Annotated in this window: 18 protein-coding genes; 16 read left to right on the forward strand and 2 right to left on the reverse strand. The window is 68.4% G+C overall.

Features of this window, described 5'->3' with window-relative positions:
• The first annotated feature begins 1 nt into the window (after position 1).
• From RTX79_RS04650 to RTX79_RS04665, 4 genes are read left to right on the forward strand one after another with little or no spacing between them, the layout of a single operon-like run.
• On the forward strand, positions 2-2,719 hold the full coding sequence (locus RTX79_RS04650) for a TcfC E-set like domain-containing protein (RefSeq protein ID WP_312682261.1): 2,718 nt from the start codon (positions 2-4) through the stop codon (positions 2,717-2,719).
• A complete protein-coding gene (locus RTX79_RS04655) occupies positions 2,716-3,837 on the forward strand; it encodes a CfaE/CblD family pilus tip adhesin (RefSeq protein WP_312682262.1) in 1,122 nt (373 codons plus the stop codon). The genes RTX79_RS04650 and RTX79_RS04655 overlap by 4 nt, the downstream gene beginning before the upstream one ends.
• A 17-nt stretch (positions 3,838-3,854) precedes the next feature.
• Positions 3,855-4,562, forward strand: coding sequence for a pilus assembly protein (locus RTX79_RS04660; RefSeq protein WP_312682263.1), 708 nt, complete (start codon positions 3,855-3,857; stop codon positions 4,560-4,562).
• 50 nt (positions 4,563-4,612) lie between these two features.
• Positions 4,613-7,273 carry a YadA-like family protein gene (locus RTX79_RS04665; RefSeq protein WP_312682264.1) on the forward strand — a complete coding sequence of 887 codons (2,661 nt, stop codon included), beginning with the start codon at positions 4,613-4,615 and terminating at the stop codon, positions 7,271-7,273.
• A gap of 32 nt (positions 7,274-7,305) precedes the next feature.
• Here the strand turns inward: RTX79_RS04665 and RTX79_RS04670 are convergent, their stop codons facing one another.
• Positions 7,306-7,926 (reverse strand): hypothetical protein, encoded by a 621-nt coding sequence (locus tag RTX79_RS04670; RefSeq protein WP_312682266.1) that lies wholly within the window; start codon positions 7,924-7,926, stop codon positions 7,306-7,308.
• A 101-nt stretch (positions 7,927-8,027) separates the two neighbouring features.
• Positions 8,028-10,460, reverse strand: a complete 2,433-nt coding sequence (locus tag RTX79_RS04675) for a penicillin-binding protein 1A (protein ID WP_312682267.1) — start codon at positions 10,458-10,460, stop codon at positions 8,028-8,030.
• A gap of 219 nt (positions 10,461-10,679) precedes the next feature.
• On the opposite strand from RTX79_RS04675, the gene RTX79_RS04680 reads away from it, so the two are divergent.
• From RTX79_RS04680 to RTX79_RS04735, 12 genes are all read left to right on the forward strand, one after another.
• Positions 10,680-11,738 (forward strand): pilus assembly protein PilM, encoded by a 1,059-nt coding sequence (locus RTX79_RS04680; protein WP_057687502.1) that lies wholly within the window; start codon positions 10,680-10,682, stop codon positions 11,736-11,738.
• Positions 11,738-12,562, forward strand: coding sequence for a PilN domain-containing protein (locus RTX79_RS04685; RefSeq protein WP_312682271.1), 825 nt, complete (start codon positions 11,738-11,740; stop codon positions 12,560-12,562). Before RTX79_RS04680 ends, RTX79_RS04685 begins: the two co-directional genes overlap by 1 nt.
• Positions 12,559-13,245: a type 4a pilus biogenesis protein PilO gene (locus RTX79_RS04690; RefSeq protein ID WP_312682273.1), complete on the forward strand. Its 687-nt coding sequence runs from the start codon at positions 12,559-12,561 to the stop codon at positions 13,243-13,245. Before RTX79_RS04685 ends, RTX79_RS04690 begins: the two co-directional genes overlap by 4 nt.
• The gene (locus RTX79_RS04695; RefSeq protein ID WP_057687505.1) at positions 13,242-13,775 is read left to right on the forward strand and encodes a pilus assembly protein PilP; all 534 of its coding nucleotides are present in this window, start codon (positions 13,242-13,244) and stop codon (positions 13,773-13,775) included. The genes RTX79_RS04690 and RTX79_RS04695 overlap by 4 nt, the downstream gene beginning before the upstream one ends.
• A 21-nt stretch (positions 13,776-13,796) precedes the next feature.
• On the forward strand, positions 13,797-15,767 hold the full coding sequence (locus RTX79_RS04700) for a type IV pilus secretin PilQ (RefSeq protein ID WP_312682275.1): 1,971 nt from the start codon (positions 13,797-13,799) through the stop codon (positions 15,765-15,767).
• A 583-nt stretch (positions 15,768-16,350) separates the two neighbouring features.
• Positions 16,351-17,370 carry an AAA family ATPase gene (locus tag RTX79_RS04705; RefSeq protein ID WP_312682276.1) on the forward strand — a complete coding sequence of 340 codons (1,020 nt, stop codon included), beginning with the start codon at positions 16,351-16,353 and terminating at the stop codon, positions 17,368-17,370.
• A 5-nt stretch (positions 17,371-17,375) separates the two neighbouring features.
• Positions 17,376-18,293, forward strand: a complete 918-nt coding sequence (locus tag RTX79_RS04710) for a DUF58 domain-containing protein (RefSeq protein WP_312682277.1) — start codon at positions 17,376-17,378, stop codon at positions 18,291-18,293.
• A complete protein-coding gene (locus RTX79_RS04715; protein WP_312682278.1) occupies positions 18,290-18,739 on the forward strand; it encodes a DUF4381 domain-containing protein in 450 nt (149 codons plus the stop codon). The genes RTX79_RS04710 and RTX79_RS04715 overlap by 4 nt, the downstream gene beginning before the upstream one ends.
• The gene (locus RTX79_RS04720) at positions 18,736-19,737 is read left to right on the forward strand and encodes a vWA domain-containing protein (protein WP_312682280.1); all 1,002 of its coding nucleotides are present in this window, start codon (positions 18,736-18,738) and stop codon (positions 19,735-19,737) included. The genes RTX79_RS04715 and RTX79_RS04720 overlap by 4 nt, the downstream gene beginning before the upstream one ends.
• Positions 19,734-21,557, forward strand: coding sequence for a VWA domain-containing protein (locus tag RTX79_RS04725; RefSeq protein ID WP_312682282.1), 1,824 nt, complete (start codon positions 19,734-19,736; stop codon positions 21,555-21,557). Before RTX79_RS04720 ends, RTX79_RS04725 begins: the two co-directional genes overlap by 4 nt.
• A 26-nt stretch (positions 21,558-21,583) precedes the next feature.
• Positions 21,584-23,269, forward strand: a complete 1,686-nt coding sequence (locus tag RTX79_RS04730) for a BatD family protein (RefSeq protein ID WP_312682738.1) — start codon at positions 21,584-21,586, stop codon at positions 23,267-23,269.
• A gap of 64 nt (positions 23,270-23,333) precedes the next feature.
• Positions 23,334-24,656, forward strand: a complete 1,323-nt coding sequence (locus RTX79_RS04735; protein WP_123699014.1) for a dicarboxylate/amino acid:cation symporter — start codon at positions 23,334-23,336, stop codon at positions 24,654-24,656.
• Positions 24,657-24,792 lie beyond the last annotated feature (136 nt).

Raw genomic sequence — 24,792 nt, forward strand, 5'->3', positions numbered from 1 at the left:
CATGGTAACCACCGCTCCCGCCGTGACCAGGCTGGCGACAGCGCTTGCGCTCGCGCTGGCTCTCGATGGCGCCCACGCTGCCGCGCGCGGGGTCCCGGCTGGCTTCGAGGAGCTTGCCGAAGGCCAGATCGAGCAGCTCGACGTCCGGCTGTTCGGGCGCTCGGCCGGGCTGACCCCGGTGCTGGTCACACTCCACAGCCTGCAGTTGCAGGACCCGGCCCGCGTGCTGCAGGCACTGCAACTGAGCCCGGAGGCCCAGGCGGTGCTGCTGCCCGCGCTGTCGGTCGCGTTGCCACGCAACAGTCATCTGGCGTGTCGCCATGGCATCGCCGATGCAGGTTGCGGCTATCTGGATCCGCCTGATGATGCGTCCGTCGCAGCTGCCATCTACGATGAAGGCGAGGGCACCGTAAGCCTGTTCATGGCGCGGCAGTGGCTGCCCGCCGCGCCTGCCGGCGAGCGCTTCCACCAGATCAGTGGCGCATCCGAAAACGCCTTCCTGCACCAGCACGTGATCAATGCCGGCGGCAGCCATGGCGTACGCGCGCTGGCGGTGCAGGGCATGGGGACACGGGGGCTGTTCGAGCACGGGCATCTGGCAGCCAACTGGAACTACAGCCAGCAGCAACAGCAGGGCCAACCTGCCCGTCAGGCGTTCGAGCTGGACAACGCTTACTACCGTCACGACCTCGATCGTCGGCACTACCTGCAGGCTGGCCGGCTGGACCGGCGCAACCTGTCCAGTCCGCTGGGGGGCGTTTTCGGTTTTGGCATGCTGCCGCTGGACCGCCTCGACGGCCTGCGCCTGGGCAGCAGCCAGGCCTATGTCGACGTCGACGCCGCCGTGCAGTCCAGCCCACTCACCGTGCTGCTGGCGCGCGATGCACGCGTGGATGCGTTCGATGGCACGCGGCTGCTGCAGACCTACTATCTGGCCGCCGGCATCAACGAGCTCGATACCCGCTCGTTTCCCTTCGGCAACTACGGCATCACCCTGCGCATCTACGAAGACGGTGTCCTGGTGCGCAGCGAAGAGGCGCCCTTCGACAAGCGCGGCGACGGCGCCGATGGCAGCCTGCAATGGTTCGTGCAGGCAGGCCGGCGCGCGGAGCGCGGCGACCGACATGCCGCGCCGGGACCGGCCGCGATGGCGGGACTGCGCCTGCCACTGGGTCGTGACATGACGGTGACCGCGGGGGCGGTGGACGTTGAATCGGGCGATTACGCCGAACTGAGGGTGGATCTGCGGCGGCATTTTGCTACCCAGGAACTTCGTGGCGCATTCAGCGCCATGCGGGGCAGCGACGCCAGCCGAGGTACGCAGGCCCAACTTTCCTACCGTCGCACGGCATCGTGGAATGTCCATCATCAACAGCTGCGCGATGGCGTCTGCCAGCCGGGGGCGGGGCGCGACGGTCCGGGATGTTCCGATTCCCTGAGCGCGTCGATGGCGCTGCCGTTGCGCGGAGGAAGCGTCTTTCTTGGCTACACCCGCCGGCAGACCTGGCGCAGCGGTGCGTGGCTGCCGGGCGGCCTCGACGATCCGGCAGCCGTGCCTGGCTTGCCGGTGATCGATCCGGGTGTCGGCCGCAGTGACCCCCTTCGCAGTCGCAGCTGGCAGGGCAGCTACAGCCGGATCGAGCGCTGGCAGGACTTCAGCGCCGCCCACCGCATCGGTTTCTGGCACCAACGCAATGATGCCGTCACCGGCGCGCGCCGTGATCGCGGCATCTTCCTCACCCTCACCCTCACCCGGTTGCAGCGCGACGCGCGGCTTGCCTCGCAGCGGCGTTACGGACTTGATCTTCGCCAGCCCGCCCACCAGCGGCCGCAGCTGAGCTACAGCGCCGGCCAGACGCTGCGGCAGGAACGCGATGACCAGTTGCGTGAGGTATCGGCTGATTTCCGTGGCAGCGACGCCGGGCGTTACAGCGCCGGCGTCAGCGCACTGCTGCATGACCACACCGGCCGCACCAGTGCCACCGTGGCCCATTACCAGCACGCCGGGCGCCGCGACATGGCCTACAGCATCAACCACAACGCCGCGTTCGCCTGGGGGCCTGGTGGTTTCTACTGGGGCGACGGGGGCGCCGATGCCGGCCTGGCGGTGAAGGTCGATCCGAGCGAGGACGTGGACCTGTCCGGGGTAGCCGCCGAACTGCAGGTGTCGGGTCTGCGCAGGCAGCGACTGCAGTTGGGCGAACGTCGCCTGCTGTCCTTGCCCGCTTACCAGCCACACCGGGCCGAACTGCAGGATGCGAGCAGCATGGACAGCATCGCCGCCGTGCGCGTCGGCACAACCGGTGCGGCGCGTTCGGTGTTCCTGTCCCCGGGCAGGCTGGTGACCCTGGCAGTACCGGTTGAAGTGACCTATACCTTCATCGGGCATGCGCAGGACCTTGCCGGGATGCCGGTACCGTCGGCGCGCATCCTCAATGCGCCGGTGCCGGCCACCGAAGCCAATGGGGGCTTCGTCGTCGACTTTCCGCGCCGCGAACAGGCACTCTACCTGTTGCAGGGCAGCGAGCTGCTGTCCTGTCCGCTGCAGGTGCGTGAACGTCGGATGGCGGTGCTGATGGTGGGTGCGGTGCAGTGCCGGTCATTGCCGGTGACCCAGCTGCCGGCCCACGTCCGGGAGCAGCCACGGGTGACCCGGCTGCTGCAGGAACGCGCCCTGATTGCGCCTGGTCGGACCGCCCAGCAGGGGGCCACGCCATGAGCCGGCGCTGGATGGCCCTGCTGGCGTGGGTGCTCGTGGTGCCCGCCGGATGGGCGCAGGCGCCACCGCCGACCGATCCGGCCAGCGTGGTCCAGCATCACCCGCTGGCGTACGATCGATCGGCCGTTCCACCCACCATCGAGCTCCTGGCACCGCGCACGCTGCTCGGTTACAACGCCGATCCCGCACGCGGTTACGGGCGGATCCACCTCACCTGCCGCTCTGATTCAGATAGCGCAAACGGTCGTTGCCCGACCCGCGACACCGGCGCCAACGGTGCCGGCAGTACCGACATCGCGCTTCGTTTTACTGAGCGCAGAAGTGGATTGCGCACCGATATCACTGCAACCGGTTCACTGCAGCGGGCGTTCGTCGATCGCCGCTGCGCGCTGGATCACTGGAACAGCGTCCAACGGCCGCTGGGTACCAGTTTCGGACCGTCGTGCATCGATCTGCCACCGGGAGGTACCGGTGCAACGCTGTCCATTCCCGCGGCCGAGCTGTCAAAACTGGTCGCCGGTCGCTGGGACGCCAGGCTGCTGCTGGACCTGCGTAGCGACAGCAACGGCACCCCGCTGGCGACCTATGAGTTCCAGGTGGAGCTGACCGTCAGCGACCGCGATGCGGTGGCGATCTACTTTCCTGCCTTCGATCTGGTAGAGCCCCACGTGGGACTCAACCTGCAGTACGACCCGATCTCGCGGACAGTGGGCGGACGGGCCGCGCTGGACATGTGCCTGTACGACGGGCTGGGATCGCAGAGTGAATTCCTCGGCGTGACGCTGCGTGACACGCGGGCCGGGCCGTCGGCCGGCGACGGCTACGCGGTCTGGCACCACGAGGGAGGCAGCGACCCGGCACGGCGCGTGGATTACACGGTGACGCTGGACCACGGCGGCGCGCGGCTCCCGATGGCCAATGGCGTCGAACAGCTCCTTGCGGGTATCGACAGCGCCCGGTTGCGGCTGGTCGTGCTGCCGGGAATGACCCAGCCCGTCTACTGCGTACCGACCCCACTGAGCCTGGAAACGCCGCGGGTTCCGATTTCGAGCAAACGCCCCGGCTACTACGAAGGCGAACTGCAGGTCGAGCTGCGCGTGCCGACCTTCCGCCCTTGAATCCAATGGAGCTTCATGTGAAATCCAGAGTGTCCTACCTTGCATTGGCCGTGCTGCTTGCACCACCGGCGCACGCCAACCTGACCATCCACCCCATGCGGACTTCGGTCGGTGCGGACAAAGCAGCGGTCATCCGCATCTACTCGCAGTCCACGCAGCCGCAGTACGTGCAGGCGTCGCTGCGCCGCGTCGTGGATCCGGCCGGTGACGGCGAGCACGAGATCGGCGTTGAAGCGAGCGAGGCGGCCATTGCGGTGACCCCGTCCAGGTTCGCGCTGGCCGGCGGCGGCAACCGGCTGATCCGCATCATTCCACTGCGCGCAGTCGAACAGGAATCCGCTTACCGGATCTACTTCGAAGGCGTCCGTGCGCCGGAGGAAGAGGTCGAGGCCGCAGCGACGGACACCGCCCAGGCGAGCATCGGCGTCAGTCTGGTGTGGGGGGCGCTGGTCAACGTCGTGCCTGCCGAAGGCAACGTGGAGCTGGAGCTTCACGGCCGTACCCTGAACAACACCGGCGCCCTGCGGGTGGGCATCACCAGCGTCGCCAACTGCGATGCCGCGGGGGCCTGTGCGGCCCATGACGTATCGCGCAGCCTGTACCCGGGCGCATCGCTGCAGCTGCCGGTCAGCGTCGAAACCGGCCACACGCTGCAGCTGCGCTACCGCCTCAGCGGCGACGGCTACCGCGAGCATCTCAAGGTGCTGACCGCCCCGGCGGGCTGAGTGTGCCTTGCCGTGTTTCTACATTCCTTTGCCTACCACAGGAGACACCCATGAAGCCTCGGCTTCGCGTCCCGTGCCTGAAGACCCGGCACTCGCTGCTGGCAAGCCTGGCGGTTGCCCTGTGCGCACCGTCGCCCTCGGCCTCGGCCAGGGTATTTCTCGGATGCAAGCTCAACGAGCCCATCGTTACCGGCTGCGTCCCGCTGATGGGCCATGCAGGCGACGGGCAGTCACCGATGCCGGACGGCAATGGCGGCAACTTTTTGGTCCTGGGGGCCGGTGCCTACCTGCGGGGCTACAACGCGGCCAGCTTCGGCAACCGGTCGCGCTCGGTGGGAGACTGGAACGCGGTATTTGGTGAAGCAGCGGTCGCCGAGCAGGGCCATTCGACCGTTTTCGGTGGGCGCGCCCAAGCCCATGGGATCGGCGCGACCGCTGTCGGCCAGGACAGCGTCGCGCACGGTAACGATGCGGTGGCGGTGGGGAGCGGCGCGCGCACGGCCCAAGGTGCCGGCACGGATCGGATCGCCATCGGTGCCAACGCGCATGCCGGCAGCAGTGGCATAACCGGCGCCATCGCCGTCGGCGGGGCGGCCAGGGCTGAACATGACAGCGTAGCGATAGGCTATGAAGCACGGTCCACGGGGTCCAATGCGGTGGCACTCGGCCGTGGTGCCGTCGCCAGCGAGGACTACAGCGTGTCGGTCGGCAACGCCACCACGCGGCGGCGCGTGGTCAACGTGGCCGATGCGCGCCTGGGTGAAAGCAGCAGTGACGCGGTGACCGGCAGGCAATTGCACGCAACCAACCGCAGCGTAGCCACGGCAACCAGCACCGCCACCCTCGCCAAGACCACTGCCGACGCCGCGCTGGCGCGCGCATCGCAGGTGAGCGATCTGATCAGCCAGACCGGGCTGGACGGGCCGATACGCATTGGCGGTGTCACGGCAGGCAGCGTGCTGGAAGTGGGCAACCGGTCCAACGGCAATCGCCGCATCAGCGGCGTGGCCGAAGGCGCGTTGGACAGCACCAGCAATGAAGCCGTCACTGGCCGCCAGCTGCATGCCAGCAACCAGCTGCTGTACAGCCATGGCCAGGTGCTGACCGCGCACGGCCAGACGCTTACCGTGCACAGCGGGCTGCTGCAGCTGCACGATCGTCGCATCGGCGACAACCGGAGGGATATCGACCAGTTGCGCATCGACGTGGATCAGTTGGATCCGGATCTGGGCGGCGTGCTGAAGTTCAATGCCGATCGCAGCGCGGTCGATGTCGAAGCTGCCCGCCTGCAGCGCGTAGCGGCCGGTGACATCTCCGTTGCCGGTGGCACCGACGCGGTCAATGCGGGGCAGCTGTTCGACACCAACCATCGGCTGCAGCGGGTGGAAGAACAGGCCCGATTCCTGAGCGTCGGCAGCGATGGGTTCAGCACGTCGGCCCGGGCCGGTGCAGCAGCGGTCGCCATAGGCGATGGCGCCGAAGCCTCGCTGGAACAGGAAGGCGCTACCGCGGTTGGATTCTACGCCGTGGCACAGGGCAGGAACGCGTTGGCGCTGGGGCGTGCCGCCTACGTGACGGAGAACGCGGAAGACGGCTTTGCGCTCGGGGGACGTTCCAAGGTCGATGTGACCGGTGGCGTTGCACTGGGGGCAGAGAGCCTGGTCCAGGCTGCAGCCCGCAATGGCGTGGCGATCGGCAGCGGGTCGATCGCCAGCCAAGCCGATACCGCGTCCTTCGGCAACGCGCAGTTGCAGCGCCGGCTGGTCAATATCGCGCCGGGCATCGGGCAGGGAGATGCGACCAGCGTGGCGCAGCTGCGCAGCACGCTGGCGTTGCTTGGCAGCGGGGCAGGAATCGATCCGGCAGGCAGCGTCGTCGCACCGTCCTACCTCGTGCAGGGAGGCGTCCATCACAACGTGGGTGATGCCTTGTCTGCGTTGGATGGTGCCGTGATGACGCAGGGCTCGCGTGTGCAGCATATCGAGCAGCAGCTGGACTCTGTGTTCCAGGGCGCGCCGGTGCGGGCTGCCAGTGGCGCGGGGCAGCTGAACCTGGCGGGCGGCCAGGGAATGGTGCTCGGCAACCTCGCCGCTGGCCGGATTGCTGCTGGCAGCCGTGAGGCGGTCAACGGCGGGCAGCTGCACGAGATGCGCGAACAGCTGGATGGCCGTATCGACGGACTGGAGCAACGCATCCAGAAGCCCGGCGGACCATCGCGCATTGCGCAGGCGCAGGGGCTCGACGCGGAGGTGGTGTCGACGCACCCTACGGCCTCCTCATCACAGCCAGCGGATGGAGCATCGGGGGCTGCGCAGATCGCCTCGTCCGAGCAGCGACTGCCGCCAACGCCGCAGGCGGAGCCGCCTGCCACTGTCGACACGCGGCAGCTTGATGCGCTGCTGGAACGTGCCAACCGCTACAGCGATCAGGCCACGGCCGGTATCGAGCGTAGACTGGAGAAAATGGATCGCCGCTTCAATCGCATGGCGGCGATGAATACCGCGCAGAGCGCCATGGCGATGAACACCGCAGGGCTGGCAACCTATAACCGGCTGGGAGCGGGCATAGGCCATGCCGAAGGTGAGGCGGCAATGGCGGTAGGGTACCAGCGGGTGCTCAACGATCGCGGTTCGTCCACTGTCAGCCTGCACGGCGCTTTCACCAACAGCGGAGAGCGCGGCGTTGGCCTGGGTGTCGGTATCGGTTGGTGACCGCTCGATGCTCCCGGCGCGCGGGCGGCGGGCTATCCAGCGGCCAGCAGCCCGCGCAGCTGCGCCAGCGACGCCCGCTGCATCGGCCGGTCATCCACGGGCGACAGCGGCGCCTGACGCAGGGCGTCATACGGCAGCACCAGCAGTTCGAAGCTCACCCCATCAGCGCTGAACCCCCACACAGGCACATCGATCACACGCGTGCGATCCCAGCGCAGGCGCCGGCTGCGCGGCTGCGCCGGGATGCCGTGCTCTTCCAGGAAGCGCGGCACGGCATCGGCGTCGTCCTCGTGCAGGTGCAGGTGCACGGGACTGTGGGCATCGGCGGTGCCTTCCAGCACCGGTCCGACCAGCCGCGGGGCGAAGGGCTGCAGAAACTCCAGCGCGGGCACCGCGGCCATCCGCAGGGTGCGCAGCGCATCGGCCTGGCGCGTTCCAGCGAACAGGCGCTGGTGCTCGCGCAGCGCCTGTTCGATTTCCACGTTGCGCGGCAGTGACGCCTCGTCATGGATGCCCAGCCGGGTGGCCGCCTTGCGCCTGGCCTGGTGGAAATCCTGGATGCCGCCCTCGGCCATCAGCCGCGCCGCTTCATGGGCCAGCCGCTGGCGGCGTTCGCGGGTCTGTGTGGCGGTGTGTTCGCGCGCACGGTGCATAGGTCGCTCCCCCTGCATGGCCTGCGATCAGCCTACACCGCAGGCGTGAACGGCGGGTAGCGCGGCGTGTGTCGCCGCGCTACCGGGCCAGCCGATGCCGATCAGAAGATATCGAAGGCCGCCGCATCGGCCTGCGGCGTCTGCAGGTTCAGGTCGTAGTCCTGCAGGCGATCCATGTCTTCCACCTTCACCCACTCGGTCGCGCCGTTGAGGCTGGCCTGCACCATGCCCGACGGCGGCTCGTTCTGCGCGATCGGGGTGTCCTTCAACGCGGTGCGCATGTAGTCGATCCAGATCGGCAGTGCGGCCTTGCCGCCGTATTCGCGGTAGCCCAGCGAACGGAAGTCGTCGCGGCCCACCCACACGGTGGTGGCATACGGGCCACCGAAGCCGGAGAACCAGGCATCGCGGTGGTCGTTGGTCGAGCCGGTCTTGCCGCCGACGTCCTCGCGACCGAGGACCTTGGCCGCCGTGCCGGTGCCGCGCTGGACCACGTCGCGCATCATCGATACCAGCTGGTACGCGGTGCGCGCGTCGATCGCACGCGGCGCGGTACGCGCATCGGGATTGACCGGCGCCGGTGCCGGCGCCTCGGCCGGTGCCTGCGGTGCGGCCGCGCTGGCGGTCGCCGCGGCCGGTGCGGCGGCGGCGCCGAAGTTGAAGCCATCGACCACCGCGTTGGCCGGCTGCCCGTTGCTGACGCCTGCACAGTCGCGGCAGGCCATTGCCGGGTTCTCCTTGAACACTTCCACGCCGTCGCGGTCGCTGACCCGGTCGATCAGCCAGGTGTCCACCCGCGAACCGCCGTTGGCGAACACCGCGTAACCGCGCGCCACCGACAGCGGGGTCAGCGAGGCGGTGCCCAGCGACATCGACAGGTTCGGCGGCAGCTCGGCTTCGGCGAAGCCGAATTCGCTGATGTATTTGCGTGCGTAGTCCACGCCCATGCCGTCCAGCAGCCGCACCGACACCAGGTTGCGCGACTGCACCAGTGCTTCGCGCAGGCGCATCGGGCCACGGAAGCCGCCGCCATCGTTCTGCGGCGACCAGGTCTTGCCACGGCGGTCGCGGAACACCACCGGGGCGTCGAGCACGATGGATGCCGGGTTGTAGCCCTTGTCGAAGGCCGCCGCGTAGATGAAGGGCTTGAAGCTCGACCCCGGCTGGCGACGGGCCTGGGTGGCACGGTTGAACTTGTTGCCGGAGAAGCTGAAGCCGCCCACCAGCGCCTTCAAGGCACCGCTGTTGGCATCCACCGACACCAGCGCGGACTGTCCGCGCGGGATCTGGTCAAGCAGCCACTGGCCTTCCTTCTCGCCCACGCGCACGCGCACGATGTCGCCGCGCTGGACCAGCTTGGCGGGGGTCTTGTTGGTCCAGCGGGCCGCGCCGGCGGGCAGGGTGACCTCGGTGCGGTTGGCCAGCACCGCGGTGGCGCTGCCGTCGGCGGCGGTGGCGGCGATGATCGCCGGCAGCAGGCCGGACTGCGCACTGATCCCGGACAGGTGGCCGGCCAGCGTCGCCACGTCGTCGCCAGCGCCCAGCGCGACCTGCTTCTCCACGCCGTGCCAGCCATGCCGGTGGTCGTACAGCAGCAGGCCGTCACGCACGGCCAGGTTGGCCGCCGTCTGCAGCTCGGCATTGATGGTGGTGGTCACGTGGTAGCCCTTGTTGACCACGTCGCCGCCGAAGCGGGCGATCATTTCCTGGCGCACCAGTTCGGCGACGTAAGGGGCGTCGACCTGCACCGGCGGCTCGTGCGCGGCGGCATGCATCGGCACGGCCTTGGCCGCATCGGCCTCGGCCTGGCTGATGAAACGCAGGTCCGCCATGCGCTGCAGCACGTAGTTGTCACGACGCTGCTGGGCGCGCTCCGGGTTGGAGATCGGGTTGCCGGAGGACGGGAACTTGGGGATGCCGGCCAGCGAAGCCATTTCATCCAGGTCCAGCTGGTCCAGCGGCTTGCCGTAGTAGAACTGCGCTGCCGCGGCCACGCCGTAGGCCCGGTTGCCGAAGAAACTCTTGTTCAGGTACAGCTCGAAGATCTCGTCCTTGCTCAGCTCCGACTCGATCTTGCGCGCCAGCAGGATCTCGGCCAGCTTGCGCGTATAGCTGTACTCCGAACTCAGGAAGAACTGCCGCGCCACCTGCTGGGTGATCGTCGAACCGCCCGGCACCCGGCGGTCGCTGGTGGTGGCCAGCAGCCATACCGCGCGCGCGATGCCCTTGTAATCGACCCCGCCGTGTTCGTAGAAGCGGGCATCCTCGGTCGCCAGGAACGCCTGCTTCAGGCGCTCGGGCACGTCCTTCATGGTGATCGGCGTGCGCCGGGTTTCGCCGAACACCGCCATCAGCTTGCCGTCGGCGGCGTAGACGTACATGGGCTCCTGCATTTCCACGTCGCGCAGGGTCTGCACGTCGGGAAGCTTGGAGGAAATGGCGTAATAGAGGCCGCCCGCAGCGGCCGCGCCAATCAACGCCAGGACCAGGAAAACGACCAGGATCCAGCGCAGCCAGCGGCGAAGGCGTGTCATCGGTGACAGATTCCGATTGCAGAATTCATGGCCGCAGAGTATAGATTACGCAAGGGGCTGGCTGGGGTCGGCTCTGGGGAGTGCAAGGGGAAGCCGCGTCACCGTGTGTCGTTCTGTGAAGGATCCTTCACGGCGGGACGGTTGCCATTTGCAAAAAAAACGTTATTAATGCGCGGGCGCAGCTATTGCGTCCAAGTGCCCATCGGCAGGGGAGAAACCGTGGGGCTCATCCCAAAAGGCCAGTCGTCGCTCATTGGCGTCGACATCAGTTCGACTGCGGTAAAGCTTTTGCAGCTTTCACGCAGTGGTAACCGTTTCCGCGTGGAACACTACGCCGTGGAACCGTTGCCGCCGAACGCCGTCGTAGAAAAAAACATCGTTGAAGTGGAGGCGGTGGGCGAAGCCATCCGTCGCGCGGTCAACCGGTCGGGCAGCAAGGTCAAGTTCGCTGCGGCGGCGGTGGCCGGCTCGGCGGTGATCACCAAGGTGATCCCGATGCCGGCCGATCTGGACGAGAACGAGATGGAGGCCCAGGTCGAACTGGAAGCCGTCAACTACATCCCGTACCCGATCGAAGAAGTGAACCTGGACTTCGAAGTGCTCGGGACTATCCCGAACAATCCGGAAATGGTCCAGGTGCTGCTGGCTGCCTCGCGTTCGGAAAACGTCGAACTGCGCCAGTCGGCGCTGGAACTGGGTGGGCTGACCGCCAAGGTGATGGACGTGGAGGCCTTCGCGGTCGAAAACGCCTTTGCCCTGGTCGCCAGCGAGCTGCCGGTGTCCAGTGACGGCGTGGTCGCGCTGGTCGACATCGGCGCCACCATGACCACGCTGAACGTGTTGCGCGGGGGGCGCAGCCTGTACAGCCGCGAGCAGGTCTTCGGCGGCAAGCAGCTGACCGACGAAATCATGCGCCGTTTCGGCCTGAGCTACGAAGAAGCCGGCCTGGCCAAGCGCCAGGGCGGGCTTCCGGAAAGCTACGAAATGGAGGTGCTGGAGCCGTTCAAGGAAGCGACGGTCCAGCAGATCAGCCGCCTGCTGCAGTTCTTCTATGCAGGCAGTGAGTTCAACCGTGTCGACCACATCGTGCTGGCCGGCGGCTGTGCCGCGCTGACCGGCCTGCCGGAGCTGGTGGAAGAGCAGCTTGGCGTGCCGACCGTGGTGGCCAACCCGCTGGCGCAGATGACGCTGGGTCCGAAGGTGCAGGCGCACGCGCTGGCGCAGGACGCCCCGGCGCTGATGATCGCCACCGGCCTGGCGATGAGGAGTTTCGACTGATGGCACGCATAAACCTGCTGCCGTGGCGTGCCGAACGTCGCAAGCAACGCCAGCGTGAGTTCTACGCAATGTTGGGCCTGGCCGCCGTCGGTGGCCTGCTGCTGTCGCTGATGGTGTGGTTCTACTACGACCGCCAGGTGAGCGGCCAGGGCGAGCGCAACACCTTCCTGCAGGCCGAGATCGACAAGGTCAAGCTGCAGAACAAGGAGATCGACCGGCTTGATGCGCAGAAGGACCGCCTGCTCGCGCGCAAGGCCGTCATCGAGGAGCTGCAGTCCAAGCGTTCGCAGATGGTGCACCTGTTCGATGCGCTGGTCCGTACCATCCCCGATGGCGTGGTGCTGACCGCACTGAAGCAGGAAGGCGACGTGCTGACCCTGGAAGGGCGCACCCAGTCCAATGCCCGCGTTTCGGCCTACATGCGCAACCTGGAGACGTCCGGCTGGATGACCAACCCGGAACTGTCGATCATCGAAGCGCGTGACCCGGAAAAGGAAAAGGAAGCCAAGACGCTGCCGCTGGCGGATGTCAGCGCGCTGCCCTATGTGTTCGTGGTGAAGGTCAAGCTGCCGGCGCAGAGCGAGGAATCCACGCTCAATCCGGATGGCTCGGTGGCTGATCCGAATGCACCGGTTGCCGCTGATCCAGCCGCGCTGGCCCCGCTGGCCCCGGGCGACGCTGCCGCGCCTGCCACAGCCCCGGCGCCCGCTGGCAATGCCGCACCGGCGGCTCCCGCACCGCCCGCTGGCAGCCGGCTGACCCCGGCCGCCCCGCAGCAGACGCCGCCGCCGACACCGGCCGGCGGCCAGGAGGGCTCGCCGTGAGCCAGAAGAAATTCAATATCAACGAGTTGGACTTCAACGACATCGGCAACTGGCCGCAGCAGGCCAAGGTGGTGTTCTGCGTGTTGATCGCGCTGGTCATCATGGCGGTGTCGTGGTTCCTGCTGACCAGTGGCAAGCGCGAAGAGCTGGCCACCCTGGAACGCCGCGAGACCGAACTGCGTACCGAGTTCGAAAAAGAACAGGGGCGCGCGGTCAACCTGGAGCCGCTCAAGCAGCAGCTCGCGCAGATGGAACAGGTGCTGCAGCAGATGCTGCGCCAGCTGCCCAGCAAGACCGAAATGCCGGACCTGATCATCGACGTTTCGCAGACCGCGCTGTCCAGCGGCCTGGTCAACGAACTGTTCGAACCCGAAGCCGAGCAGGTGCGTGAGTTCTACGCCGAAAAGCCGATCAAGCTGCGCATGGTGGGCAGTTACCACCAGTTCGGTGCGTTCGTCAGCGGCGTGGCCTCGCTGCCGCGCGTGGTCATCCTGACCATGCACGACATCAACCTGAAGCCGAAGGATCCCAAGACCGGCATCAACCCGGCCTCGATCCGCGCCGGTGCGCTGGAACTGTCCGGTACGGTCAAGACCTATCGCTACCTGGATGAGGCCGAGATGGAGCAGCAGGAGAAGGCTGCCGCCGAGAAGGCCGCTGCAGAGAAGGGGGGCAAGCCATGATCCGCTCCTCCCTGCTGCGCAGCGCAGGCCTGCTGGCGCTGGTGCTGCTGGCCGGTTGCGGCCGCGGCGTGACCAGCACGCCCGGTGATGCGCCCAATCTGCAGAAATGGGTGGAAGACGTGCGCGCACGTCCGGCCCCCGCCCTTGAACCGCTGCCGGTGATGCAGCAGTTCGAGACGTTCGAATATTCGGCGCAGGGCATGCGCGATCCGTTCACCGATGCCTGGTCCAACCCGCAGGGCGGCAGTGGCCTGCGTCCTGATCCGAACCGTCGCAAGGAGCCGCTGGAAGCCTTCCCGCTGGACAGCCTGGACATGGTCGGCACGATCGGGACCGGGGGCGGCACGGTGGCGGTGGTGATGGCACCTGACAAGGTGAGTTACCGCGTGCGGCCGGGCGTGTACATGGGGCAGAGCGATGGCCGGGTGACCGGGGTCTTCGAGGACCGCATCGAACTGATAGAGCTGGTGCCGGATGGCGCGGGCGGGTGGCTGGAACGGCCGGCCGCGCTCTCGCTTGAAGATCAATGATCGTTTACTGGGGATAGCACGATGACCTTTCACAATGCCAAGGGGCTGCGTCCGATCCGGCGCCCAACCTTGAACCGGATCGGCGCGCTGGGAGTCGCGTTGATGCTGGCGTGCGGCCACGCGACTGCGGCTGCGCCCACCGGCGCGCCCGCCGCTGCCGCGGCCACGCCGGTCAGCGCACCGGCGTCACTGTCGGTGTCCAAGATCGACTTCAAGCGGGGCGAAGACGGCGCCGGCCGCCTGGTCCTGCAGTTCGACGGCCAGGGCGCGAACCCTGACCTGCGCAACCAGGGCAACAGCGTAGTCATCGACGTCGGCAATGCACGCCTGCCCGAGCAGCTGCAGAAGCCGCTCAACGTCACCGACTTCGCCACGCCGGTGCAGCGCATCGACGCCAAGCCGTACGGCGGTGGCACCCAGCTGGTGCTGAGCACCAACAGCGCGTTCGAGTCGCTGGCCTACCAGAGCGGCAACGAATACGTAGTGGAGATCACCCCGAAGGAAGGCATCGCGGCTACCGGTGCGATCACCACCAGCACCGTCGCCCAGGCCGCCAGTGCGGTGGCCCAGCGCGGTTACAGCGGACGCCCGGTGACGTTCAACTTCCAGGACGTGCCGGTGCGCACCGTGCTGCAGCTGATCGCCGAAGAGTCCAACCTCAACGTGGTGGCATCGGACAGCGTTGCCGGCAACGTCACCCTGCGCCTGGTCAACGTGCCGTGGGACCAGGCACTGGACATCGTGCTGCGTGCCAAGGGCCTGGACAAGCGCCGCGACGGCAGCGTGATCTGGGTCGGCCCGCAGGCCGAGCTGGCCAAGTTCGAGCAGGAAAAAGAAGACGCGCGCATCGCGATCGAAAACCGCGAAGACCTGATCACCGATTACGTGCAGATCAACTACCACAGCGCCTCGGCGATCTTCAAAGCCCTGACCGAAGCCCGTGGCATCGGCAACGGCAGTGGTGGCCAGGGCGGCAGCGGCAGTGGCAACTCGGCGCAGGAAGAAAGTGGCTTCCTGACCTCGCGCGGCCGCATCGTCGCTGATGAACGCACCAACATGCTGATGATCAGCGACATCCCCAAGAAGGTCGCGCGCATGCGTGAGCTGATCGGGGTGATCGACCGTCCGGTCGACCAGGTGCTGATCGAAAGCCGCATCGTCATCGCCACTGACACCTTCGCGCGCGAACTGGGTGCGAAGTTCGGCGTCAGCGGCAGCCGCGACAACGTGTTCTTCAACAATACGGTCGACAACAACGGGGCCAACATCAGGAACCAGGCCACCGTGGACACCGCCTACCAGCGTGCGGTCAACGAATGGGCCGCCGCCGGCGGCACCGGTGCGGCGCCCGTGCGTGATCCGTACACCATCACCCGCGGCCTGATGTCCAACCTGCCGGTGGCGGCGACCAGCAATCCGGCCTCGCTGGCGCTGTCGATCCTCAACGCGGGTTACCTGCTGGATGTCGAGCTGTCGGCGATGCAGACCGAATCGCGCGGCGAAGTGATTTCCAACCCGCGCGTGGTGACCACCAACCAGCGCGAAGCCCTGATCAAGCAGGGTAAGGAAATCGGCTACGTGACCATCTCCGCCGGCGGCGCCGGTGGCGGCAACCAGGCCAACGTCCAGTTCAAGGAAGTGGTGCTGGAGCTGAAGGTCACCCCGACGATCACCAACGACAACCGCGTGTTCCTGAACATGGCGGTCAAGAAGGATGAAGTCGACCAGTGGATCGAGCTGGAAGGCTACGGCACGGTGCCGTCGATCAACCGCCGCGAAGTCAACACCGCGGTGCTGGTGGAAGACGGGCAGACGGTGGTGATCGGTGGTGTGTATGAGTTCACCGACCGCAACAGCATCAGCAAGGTGCCGTTCCTGGGTGACGTGCCGTTCCTCGGCAACCTGTTCAAGAAGCGCAGCCGCAACAAGGACAAGGCCGAACTGCTGGTGTTCGTGACCCCGAAGGTCCTGCGCGTCGCCAAGGGCAAGTAATGGAGGTGCCGGGCCTGCGGCCCGGCACCCGCTGCAGGCAGCAGCCACAGCAACAGCCACAGCCACAGCTGCAGTGCTGCTTGGTGGGGGGCGGGGTGGGTTGGCGGGGGACGGCAACAGCCGCTCCTGCGGGCCTCGTTTCGCGCCATCCATGGCGCTCAACGCCCCCGCCAACCCACCCCGCCCCCCTTAGACAGGTCCATGGTGGCCATGGACAAGGCGGTGGGTTGGAAGGGTGGGAGAAACATGGGGTCAGAGTCCTTTCGCGCAGCGAAAGGACTCTGACCCCTGCCTTTGTTTTTTTAGCGCGGGTGGCGGCCACCGGAAACTGTCAGGGGTCGGGCGGTGGGGCTGGGCGGGGGCGTTGAGCGCCATGGATGGCGCGAAACGAGGCCCGCATGGATGCAGTTGTTGCCGTCCCCCGCACAGCCCCATCGCCTGGCCCACCCCCAGCTGCAACTCCAGAACGCCACCCGCGAGGGGCATCACCGCTCGATCCACTGTTCATCCAATCTTGATCACATTCATGACCGACCCCTGCGATGATGGGGAACCGGAATCCACCGGTGCTGGTCCAAGCACGATGAATCAGATCCCCGCCGTTCCCCCCGCCCTCACCGCAGGCAGCAATGCCTCGCGCCTGCATGCTGATTTCCAGGCCCTGCGCGCTGCGCTGTCCAGTGAAATCGTCGGCCAGGCCGAGCTGGTCGAACGCCTGCTGATCGCCTTGCTGGCCGATGGCCACCTGCTGGTGGAGGGCGCGCCCGGGCTGGCCAAGACCACCGCCATCCGCGCCCTGGCCAGTCGCCTGGACGCTGAGTTTTCCCGCGTGCAGTTCACCCCGGACCTGCTGCCGGCCGACCTCACCGGCACCGAAATCTGGCGCCCGCAGGAGGGCCGCTTCGAGTTCGTGCCCGGTCCGATCTTCCACCCGATCCTGCTGGCGGACGAGATCAACCGCGCCCCGGCCAAGGTCCAGTCCGCGCTGCTGGAAGCGATGGGCGAGCGCCAGGTGACCGTGGGCCGCCACACCTACGCGCTGCCGCCGCTGTTCCTGGTGATGGCGACGCAGAACCCGATCGAACAGGAAGGCACGTTCCCGCTGCCGGAAGCGCAGCTCGACCGCTTCCTCATGTACGTCCGCATCGGCTACCCCGACGAAGGCGCCGAGACCGAGATCCTGCGGCTGGCCCGTGAACGCGCGCGCGGTGCGCTGGACGAGGCACCGGAGCCGCCGCGGCGGATGCCACTGGAAGACGTCCACCAGGCGCGCCGGGAAGTGCTGGACCTGCACATGGCGCCGCCGTTGGAGCGCTATCTGGTGGAGCTGGTGTTGGCCTCGCGGCAGCCGGCCCGTTACGACGCCGCGCTGGCGCGGCGCATTGCCTGGGGCGCCAGCCCGCGTGGCTCGATCGCGTTGGAACGCTGCGCGCGCGCGCGCGCCTGGTTGGCCGGGCGTGACTTCGTGACCCCCGACGATGTACGCGCGATCGCAGCTGACGTCCTGCGCCACCGCGTGCTGCCCAGCTACGAGGCGCTCGCGGAAGGCTGGGATGGCGAACGGCTGGTGCAGGAGCTGTTGGCCAAGGTGCCGGCCCCCTGACCGCGATGGCCGTTGATTCCCCCGACCTGCTGCACGGCGATGGCCTGGTCCCCACGCTTGCCGAACTGGTGGCGCTGCGCGGCACGGCCATCCGCCCGCCGGCGCCGAAGCGTGGACGCATCGGCCAGGCCGGCCAGGCGCCATCGCCATTGCGCGGGCGTGGCATGGAGTACGCCGAATCACGCGAGTATGTCGCCGGCGATGACGCGCGGCATATCGACTGGCGGGTGACCGCACGCAGTGGCCGCACCCATACCAAGTTGTTCCAGGCCGAACGCGAGCGGGTCACGCTGATCGTCGCCGACACCGATCCGGCCCTGTACTTCGGCACGCGTACGCGCTTCAAATCGGTACAGGCCGCACGCGTGGGTGCGGTGGCGGCGTGGTCGGCGCAGCGGCGTGGTGATCGCATCGCGGCGCTGCGCGGCAGCCTGCACGAAGCCCCGATTCCGCCAGCCGGCGGAACCCGTGGCGTGCTGCGCGTGCTCGATGCACTGGGCCGCTGGTATGCCGCGCCCCCGGCCGAAGACGCCGGGCTGGAGCACGCGCTGCAGCAGGCCGCGCGCGTGTTGCGGCCGGGCGCGCGCCTGCTGGTGCTGGCCGACCCGCTGCGCGCCGCCGCGGTGCCGCTCGCGCGCTGGTCCGGGCTGGCCCTGCATCATCAGGTGGACGTGGTGCTGCTGGTGGATCCGCTGGAGATGCAGCCGCCCACCGAGGCACTCGATTTCCTCGCCGAACAGCGTCGCGTGCGGGTCGACCTGCGCAGTCCGCAGGTGCGCGCGCACTGGCAGGCCCACTTCGCCACGCCGCTGCAGCAGCTGCAGGACAGCCTGGCCACGCGCCGGGTCACCGCCCATGTGATGTCCACCGATGCCCCGAGTGCCGGCTGGCTTGCCCCTGCAGTGCGCGAGGTGGTGGCATGAGCACCAACCTGCCGCTGCGTGATGTGCACCTGCCACCGGCGCCCAGCTTGTGGCCGCCTGCGCCCGGCTGGTGGCTTGTCGCCGCCGTGATGCTGCTGCTGGTGGCGATTCCCGTGCTGCTGCGCGCCCGCCGGCTGCGCCGCGAACGGGCCTGGCAGCGGCAGTTCGACGCTGAGCTGCAGGCGGCGGGCGAAGGGCCGCTGCGGCTTGCCGCGCTGGTGGAGCTGCTGCGCCGCGCCGCCCGCGCAAACCGCGCCGGCAGCGAGCTGTTGCAGGGGGAGGCGTGGCTGCAGGTGCTCGATCCAGCCAATGCGCTTGCGCCGGCGCAACGCGCGCTGCTGCTGCAGGGCGCTTACCAACCCGCCATTGATGCAGTGCAGCTGGCAACGCTCGAACGCTGGGCGCGCGCGCGGCATGTCGCGCTGCTGCGGGAGCGCACGCGATGACCCTTCCCGCTTGGCCGTGGCCGGACCTGCTGCTGGCATGGCCGTGGGCGCTGCTGGCGCTGCCGTTGCCGTGGCTGATGCGCTGGTGGCCACGCCGCGTGGCATCGGAAGGCGCCGCGCTGCGCGTGCCGTGGTCGGCGCAGCAGCTGCAGCAGATCGCCGGTGGCAGCGGCCACGATGGCGCACGCGTCCATCGCCTGCTGCTGTGGTTGGCATGGTGCTGCCTGTGCGTGGCGCTGGCCCGTCCGCAGCTGCTCGGTGAAGCGGTGAGTCCGCCCGCCCAGGCGCGGCAGTTGATGTTGGCCATGGACGTGTCCGGCAGCATGGGTGAACCGGACATGGTGCTCGGTCGGCAGGTGGTGGAACGACTGGTCGCCGCCAAGGCGGTGCTGGCGGATTTCCTGGACCGTCGTGCCGGCGATCGCGTGGGCCTGCTGGTATTCGGCGACCGTGCCTATGCATTGACCCCGATCACCGCTGACCTGGCCAGCGTGCGCGAACAGCTGGGCGATGCGGTCGTTGGACTGGCCGGCCGCGAGACCGCCATCGGCGATGCGATCGCACTGGCGGTCAAACGCCTGCGTGACCAGCCCGAAGGCCAGCGCGTGCTGATCCTGCTGACTGACGGCGTCAGCAACGCCGGCGTGTTGTCACCGCTGCGTGCGGCGGAGCTGGCGGCCACCGAACAGGTGCGGGTCTACCCGGTGGCCTTCGGTGGGGATGGCGGCATGAAGCTGTTCGGCATGGACCTCGGCCAGGGCCAGGATCCCGTCGACGAGGCCACGCTGCGGCAGATCGCCGAGCGCACCGGCGGGCGCTTCTTCCGCGCACGTGACACCGCCGAGCTGGCCGGCATCTATGCCGAACTGGATCGGCTCGAGCCGGTGACCGCCAAGGGGCCTGCCCTGCGGCCACGCAGCGAAGTCTATTTCTGGGCACTGGGACTGGCGATGCTGCTGGGTGCACTGGCCTGGCTGTGGCCGGGACGTCGGTCATGAGCCTGGACCTGCTTTTCGCGCTGCACTGGGCCCGTCCGCAGCTGCTGTGGGCGTTGTGCGTGCTGCCGCTCATCGCCCTGTGGGCATGGCGTCGCGGGCGTGATGCCGGACGCTGGCAGCACGCGGTGGATCCCCACCTGTTGCCGCACCTGCTGCAGGCCAGCGGCAAGGGGGCACGGCGCTGGCCGTGGATGCTGCTGCTGGGTTGGACGCTGGCCGTACTGGCACTGGCGGGCCCGGGCTGGAAGCAGCAGGCCCAACCGCTGCTGCAACCGCAGTCACCGCTGGTGGTGGTGCTGGACCTGTCCACCCGCATCACCGCCACCGACCTGCCGCCGTCGCGGCTGCTGCAGGCACGGGCCAAACTGGGAAGCCTGCTGCAGCAACGCGAAGGCGGCCAACTGGCGCTGGTGGTCTATGCCGACGATGCCTACACCGTGGCGCCGCTCACCGATGACGTGGCCAACATCGCGTTGTACCTGGATGCGTTGTCGCCGCAGGTGATGCCGGTCGATGGCCAGCGCACCGACCGCGCACTGGACTGGGCCACCCGGCTGCTGCAACGCAGTGGCATGCGCGCCGGGCAGGTGCTGCTGTTGACCGACAGCGCCGATGCGGCTGCCATCGACGCCGCGCGCCAGGCGCACGGCCAGGGCGTGCAGGTATCGGTGATCGGGCTGGGTACAACGACCGGCGCGGCCTACCGGGACACCCGGGGACAGATCTCCAACGCCGCGCTGGACGAAGCCAGCCTGCGCCGCCTGGCCGACGCCGGTGGCGGACGCTACCAGCGGCTGGCCCGCGACACCGCCGACCTGCGCGCCCTGGATCTGCTGCGCGCCGACCGTTCGGTGGGGGAAAGCGAGCAGGGGAGCGCGCGCCAGTGGCTGGACCAGGGCTACTGGCTGCTGCCGCCGCTGATGCTGCTTGCCTTGCTGGCATTCCGGCGGCACAGCGCGGTGCTGTCGGTGCTGCTGTTGATCGGGGCGGCAGGCCTGCAGCCAACGCCGGTGCTGGCGCAGGCAGGCGCGTCCGCCGCCCCGCAGGCCGCCCCGCAGGCCGGTGCCCGTTCCGGCCTCTGGCTGCGCGATGACCAGCGCCGCCAGCAGCAACTGGAGCAGGGCGTGCAGGCCTACCACGCCGGCGATTTCAGCACCGCCGCACGCACGTTCGAAGGCGTGCAGACCGCCGAAGGCTGGTACAACCTCGGTAACGCGCGTGCGCGCCAGGGCGATCTCGATGGCGCCGTGCAGGCCTACGACCATGCCTTGAGCCGACGCCCGGGCATGCCCGATGCGGTGGCCAACCGGGCCGTGGTCGATGCCGCGCGCAAACGCAGGCCACCGCCTTCGCCGAAGGACGGCAAGTCCCCGCCATCGCAGGGTGGAAACAGCAAGCCGCCACCGCAGGGCCAGGGCCAGGGCCAGGCGCAGCCGCCAGCGTCCGGCCAGCCGTCGTCCACCGGCAAGGGGTCGCCGAAGCCGGGCGAGCCTGCCCAGCCGCCGCCCGCGGGCGCACCATCAGGCAAGCCCGGACAAGGTGAGGCGGCGCGGCAGCCCCCTGTCGATCCCCAGGCGCAGGCGCGCGCCGATGCAGAACAGCGCCAGCGCATGCAGCAGGCGGTGCAGCAGGGCAACGAGGGCAAGGACGGCAAGGACGGCAAGCAGCCGGCACGACGCAGCGATGGCCGCACGCCGCAGCAGCGCGAGCAGCAGCAGGCGGTCGAAGCGTGGATGCGGCGCGTGCCTGACCGGCCCGGCGATCTGCTGCGCGCCAAATTCCAGCTGGAAAACGAACGCAGGAAACAGGAAGGACCATGATCCGCACCGCCTCTCCATCAGCCCTCATGCACGTGCTGCCGTGGCTGCTCGCGGTGTTCGCGGTGCTGGCATGTGTGCCGCAGTCCGCATCGGCGCAGACCCGTGCGTGGCTGGACCGCGCCCAGGTTTCGCTCGGCGACACGGTCACCCTGAACATCCAGTCCGATTCGGCCGCCTCGCCGGTGCTGACGCCGTTGGGGGCCGATTTCGAACTCAGCAACCAGACCCGCAGCCGCCAGGTCGAGTGGATCAACGGTCGCATGCAGACGCGCACGCTGCACGGGGTGGCCCTGTCACCCCGGCGCAGCGGCACGCTGGTGGTGCCGCCGTTGCAGGTCGGCCAGGTATTCACCGAGCCCCTGCAGTTGCAGGTGGGCGCGGCCGCCCCGGCACGCAACGATGGCACTGCCCTGGCGTTCATCGAAACCGAAGTGGATGACAGCAGCCCTTACGTGCAGCAGAGCGTGGGCGTGGTGGTGCGGTTGTTCTACGCCGCGCAGCTGGCGTCGGGTTCACTGGTGCTGGATACCCCCGAAGGGGCATCGCTGCAGGTGATCGGCCAGGACCGCACCGACGTGCGCGAGGTCAACGGACGACGCTACAACGTGGCCGAGCGGCGTTATCTGTTGATTCCCGAACGCAGCGGTCCGCTGCGGGTGGCCGGTGCGCGCTTCGACGGGCGCACCGCGGGCAGTTTCTTCGATGATTTCTTCGGCGGGCGCGGTGATGGCCGGCTGCGCGCGGCAGCGGCCGACCAGACCCTGCAGGTGCAGGCACAACCGGTCGACGCGCCGCAGCCGTGGCTGCCGCTGCACGACCTGCGCCTGCGTTACACGCTGGCACCGGACCGGGCGCGCGCCGGTGAAGCGGCCACGCTGGAGATCGAAGGGATCGCGGTGGGAGCGACCCGGGCCCAGTTCACCGACCTGCCGGTGCCCGATGTCGGCAGCGATGCCCAGGTGTTCGCCGAGCCGGCGCAGTACGACGAAACCTTCAGTGGCGGCTCGCCGCAGCTGAAGATCACCCGGCGCTATTCCATCGTGCCGCGCGCGGTCGGCACGCTGGAAGTGCCCGGCATCCAGATGCGCTGGTGGGACGTGAAGAGCGGCCAAGCGCGCAGCAGTAGTGTTCCCGCACTGACCCTGGCAGTTGCGGCCGGCAGTGGGGCGACCGGCCAGCCGACCCCGCCGGCGCAGGCGCTGGACACCGATGCCGCGCTGCCTGGTGGCGACGACGCGCCCGCTCTCGAGGCGGCCCCGGCCCAGGCGCGGCAGGCCGGGCCGTGGATGGCGTTGGCCGCCGGCCTGCTGCTGTTGTGGCTGCTGACCCTGTGGTGGGGCTGGCGGCGCGGACGCGGCCAGCCGATGCGTCCGTCCGGGCCTGTGCCGCCGGCACACGACGGCGTGCGCCAGCAGGCGCCGCGCGTGGCCGAGCTGCGTCGCGCACTGGACGCGGAGAGCTTCGCCGATGTGGCGGCGTTGCTGTGTGCGATGGCCGGCGTGTCGCGTCTGGAGCAGGTCATGGCCAGATTGGGCGACGATCGCCAGCGGCAGGCGCTGCAGGCCTTGCAGAAAGCGCGCTGGGCGGGCGAAGGTGAGCTTCCGGACGTGCGACGGGAACTGAAACAAGCGTTCCATGACGGACCGCACTGGTCGGCGCCGGTAATCTCGACGCAGACTGGCCTGCCGCCGCTGTACCCGCCACCGCCGTGATCGGCAAGACGGGGCCGCGGGGCGCTTTGCTACAGTGACTCCCCTTTCCCAGGATACCGACCCGATGACAGCAGCCAGCCCCGCGAAGAAAAAGATGCCTCTGCACTGGAAAATGGGCATCGGCTTCGCCATCGGCCTGGTGCTGGGTCTGGTGGTGCATGCGTTGGGTGCGCAGACGCCGGCACTGATGGACGCGGCGAAGTGGTTGATGCACTACATCACCACGCCGGCCTCCGGCCTGTTCCTCAACCTGATCTTCATGCTGATCGTGCCGCTGATCTTCTCCGCGCTGGTGATGGGCGTGTCGGAGATGGGCGACATCCGCGCGCTCGGTCGGATCGGCTGGAAAACCCTGGCCTACACCATCGTGCTGTCCAGCATCGCGGTGGCGATCGGCCTGGTGCTGGTGAACCTGCTCAAGCCGGGCGTGGGCGTGGACCCGGCCATGGCCAACCAGATCCTGGCCGAGAACCTGGAACGGTCGAAGGAGATCGTCGCCGGGGTCGGCAGCCAGCCGAAGGGCATGGACATGCTGTTGTCGATCGTGCCGAGCAACATCGTGGAGGCCGCGTCCAGCAATGGCGCGATCCTGTCGCTGATGTTCTTCGCGCTGATGTTCGGCATCGGCATGGTGCTGACCGACGATGAAAAAGTCGCCCCGCTGCGGCGTGCCATCGAGGGCATCTTCGAAGTCTCGATGACTCTGATCAACCTGGTCATCCGCCTGGCGCCGTATGCAGTGGCCTGCTTCATGTTCAACCTGGCCGCGCTGTTCGGCTTCGAGCTGCTGATCCGGCTCGGCGCTTACGTCGGCGTGGTGGTGCTGGCGCTGGGCCTGCACATGGTGGTGACCTATGGCGTGGCCGTGTGGTTGTCCGGACGCTCGCCGCTGGCGTTCTTCCGCGATACCCAGGAAGCCACGGTGATGGCGTTCTCCACCGCCTCCAGCAACGCCACCCTGCCGACCGCGCTGCGCGTGGCCGATGAGATGGGCCTGCCGCAGAAGGTGTCGCGCTTCGTGCTGACCGTGGGCGCGACCGCCAACCAGAACGGCACCGCGCTGTTCGAGGGCGTGACGGTGATCTTCCTGGCGCAGTTCTTCGGCGTGGACCTGAGCATCGGCCAGCAGATCATGGTCATGGCCGTCTGCATCCTTGGCGGCATCGGCACGGCCGGCGTGCCGTCGGGGTCGCTGCCGGTGGTGGCGATGATCTGCGCGATGGTCGGGGTGAACCCGCTCGGCATCGGCCTGATCCTGGGCGTGAACCACTTCCTGGACATGTGCCGTACCGCGCTGAATGTCACCGGCGACCTGGCCCTGACCACCCTGGTGGCCAAGGGCGAAAAGGACGAGCCGGTGGCCGCGGCGGCAACGACCGAGCGCTGATGCCGCCCGGGTAGCGCCGAGCCGTGCTCGGCGGATGCCCCCGTGCCGCTGCGCTCGACGACCATGGGTCGGCGCTACCGGTGCCGGGCGGGCGGGGCGTACCGCTTGCTGACCCGCCGGTTACCGCGTGAGTCCG

The sequence above is a fragment of the Stenotrophomonas chelatiphaga genome (assembly GCF_032054965.1).
GTDB lineage: Bacteria > Pseudomonadota > Gammaproteobacteria > Xanthomonadales > Xanthomonadaceae > Stenotrophomonas > Stenotrophomonas chelatiphaga.

Bases quoted from the DNA above. Each gene is read 5' to 3' on its own strand.
- RTX79_RS04655 (WP_312682262.1), top strand. From the start codon at position 2,716: ATGAGCCGGCGCTGGATGGCCCTGCTGGCGTGGGTGCTCGTGGTGCCC.
- RTX79_RS04675 (WP_312682267.1), bottom strand. From the start codon at position 10,460: ATGACACGCCTTCGCCGCTGGCTGCGCTGGATCCTGGTCGTTTTCCTG.
- RTX79_RS04715 (WP_312682278.1), top strand. From the start codon at position 18,290: ATGAGCACCAACCTGCCGCTGCGTGATGTGCACCTGCCACCGGCGCCC.
- RTX79_RS04720 (WP_312682280.1), top strand. From the start codon at position 18,736: ATGACCCTTCCCGCTTGGCCGTGGCCGGACCTGCTGCTGGCATGGCCG.
- RTX79_RS04700 (WP_312682275.1), top strand. From the start codon at position 13,797: ATGACCTTTCACAATGCCAAGGGGCTGCGTCCGATCCGGCGCCCAACC.
- RTX79_RS04665 (WP_312682264.1), top strand. From the start codon at position 4,613: ATGAAGCCTCGGCTTCGCGTCCCGTGCCTGAAGACCCGGCACTCGCTG.
- RTX79_RS04730 (WP_312682738.1), top strand. From the start codon at position 21,584: ATGCACGTGCTGCCGTGGCTGCTCGCGGTGTTCGCGGTGCTGGCATGT.
- RTX79_RS04650 (WP_312682261.1), top strand. From the start codon at position 2: ATGGTAACCACCGCTCCCGCCGTGACCAGGCTGGCGACAGCGCTTGCG.
- RTX79_RS04735 (WP_123699014.1), top strand. From the start codon at position 23,334: ATGACAGCAGCCAGCCCCGCGAAGAAAAAGATGCCTCTGCACTGGAAA.
- RTX79_RS04670 (WP_312682266.1), bottom strand. From the start codon at position 7,926: ATGCACCGTGCGCGCGAACACACCGCCACACAGACCCGCGAACGCCGC.
- RTX79_RS04685 (WP_312682271.1), top strand. From the start codon at position 11,738: ATGGCACGCATAAACCTGCTGCCGTGGCGTGCCGAACGTCGCAAGCAA.
- RTX79_RS04705 (WP_312682276.1), top strand. From the start codon at position 16,351: ATGAATCAGATCCCCGCCGTTCCCCCCGCCCTCACCGCAGGCAGCAAT.
- RTX79_RS04695 (WP_057687505.1), top strand. From the start codon at position 13,242: ATGATCCGCTCCTCCCTGCTGCGCAGCGCAGGCCTGCTGGCGCTGGTG.
- RTX79_RS04710 (WP_312682277.1), top strand. From the start codon at position 17,376: ATGGCCGTTGATTCCCCCGACCTGCTGCACGGCGATGGCCTGGTCCCC.
- RTX79_RS04725 (WP_312682282.1), top strand. From the start codon at position 19,734: ATGAGCCTGGACCTGCTTTTCGCGCTGCACTGGGCCCGTCCGCAGCTG.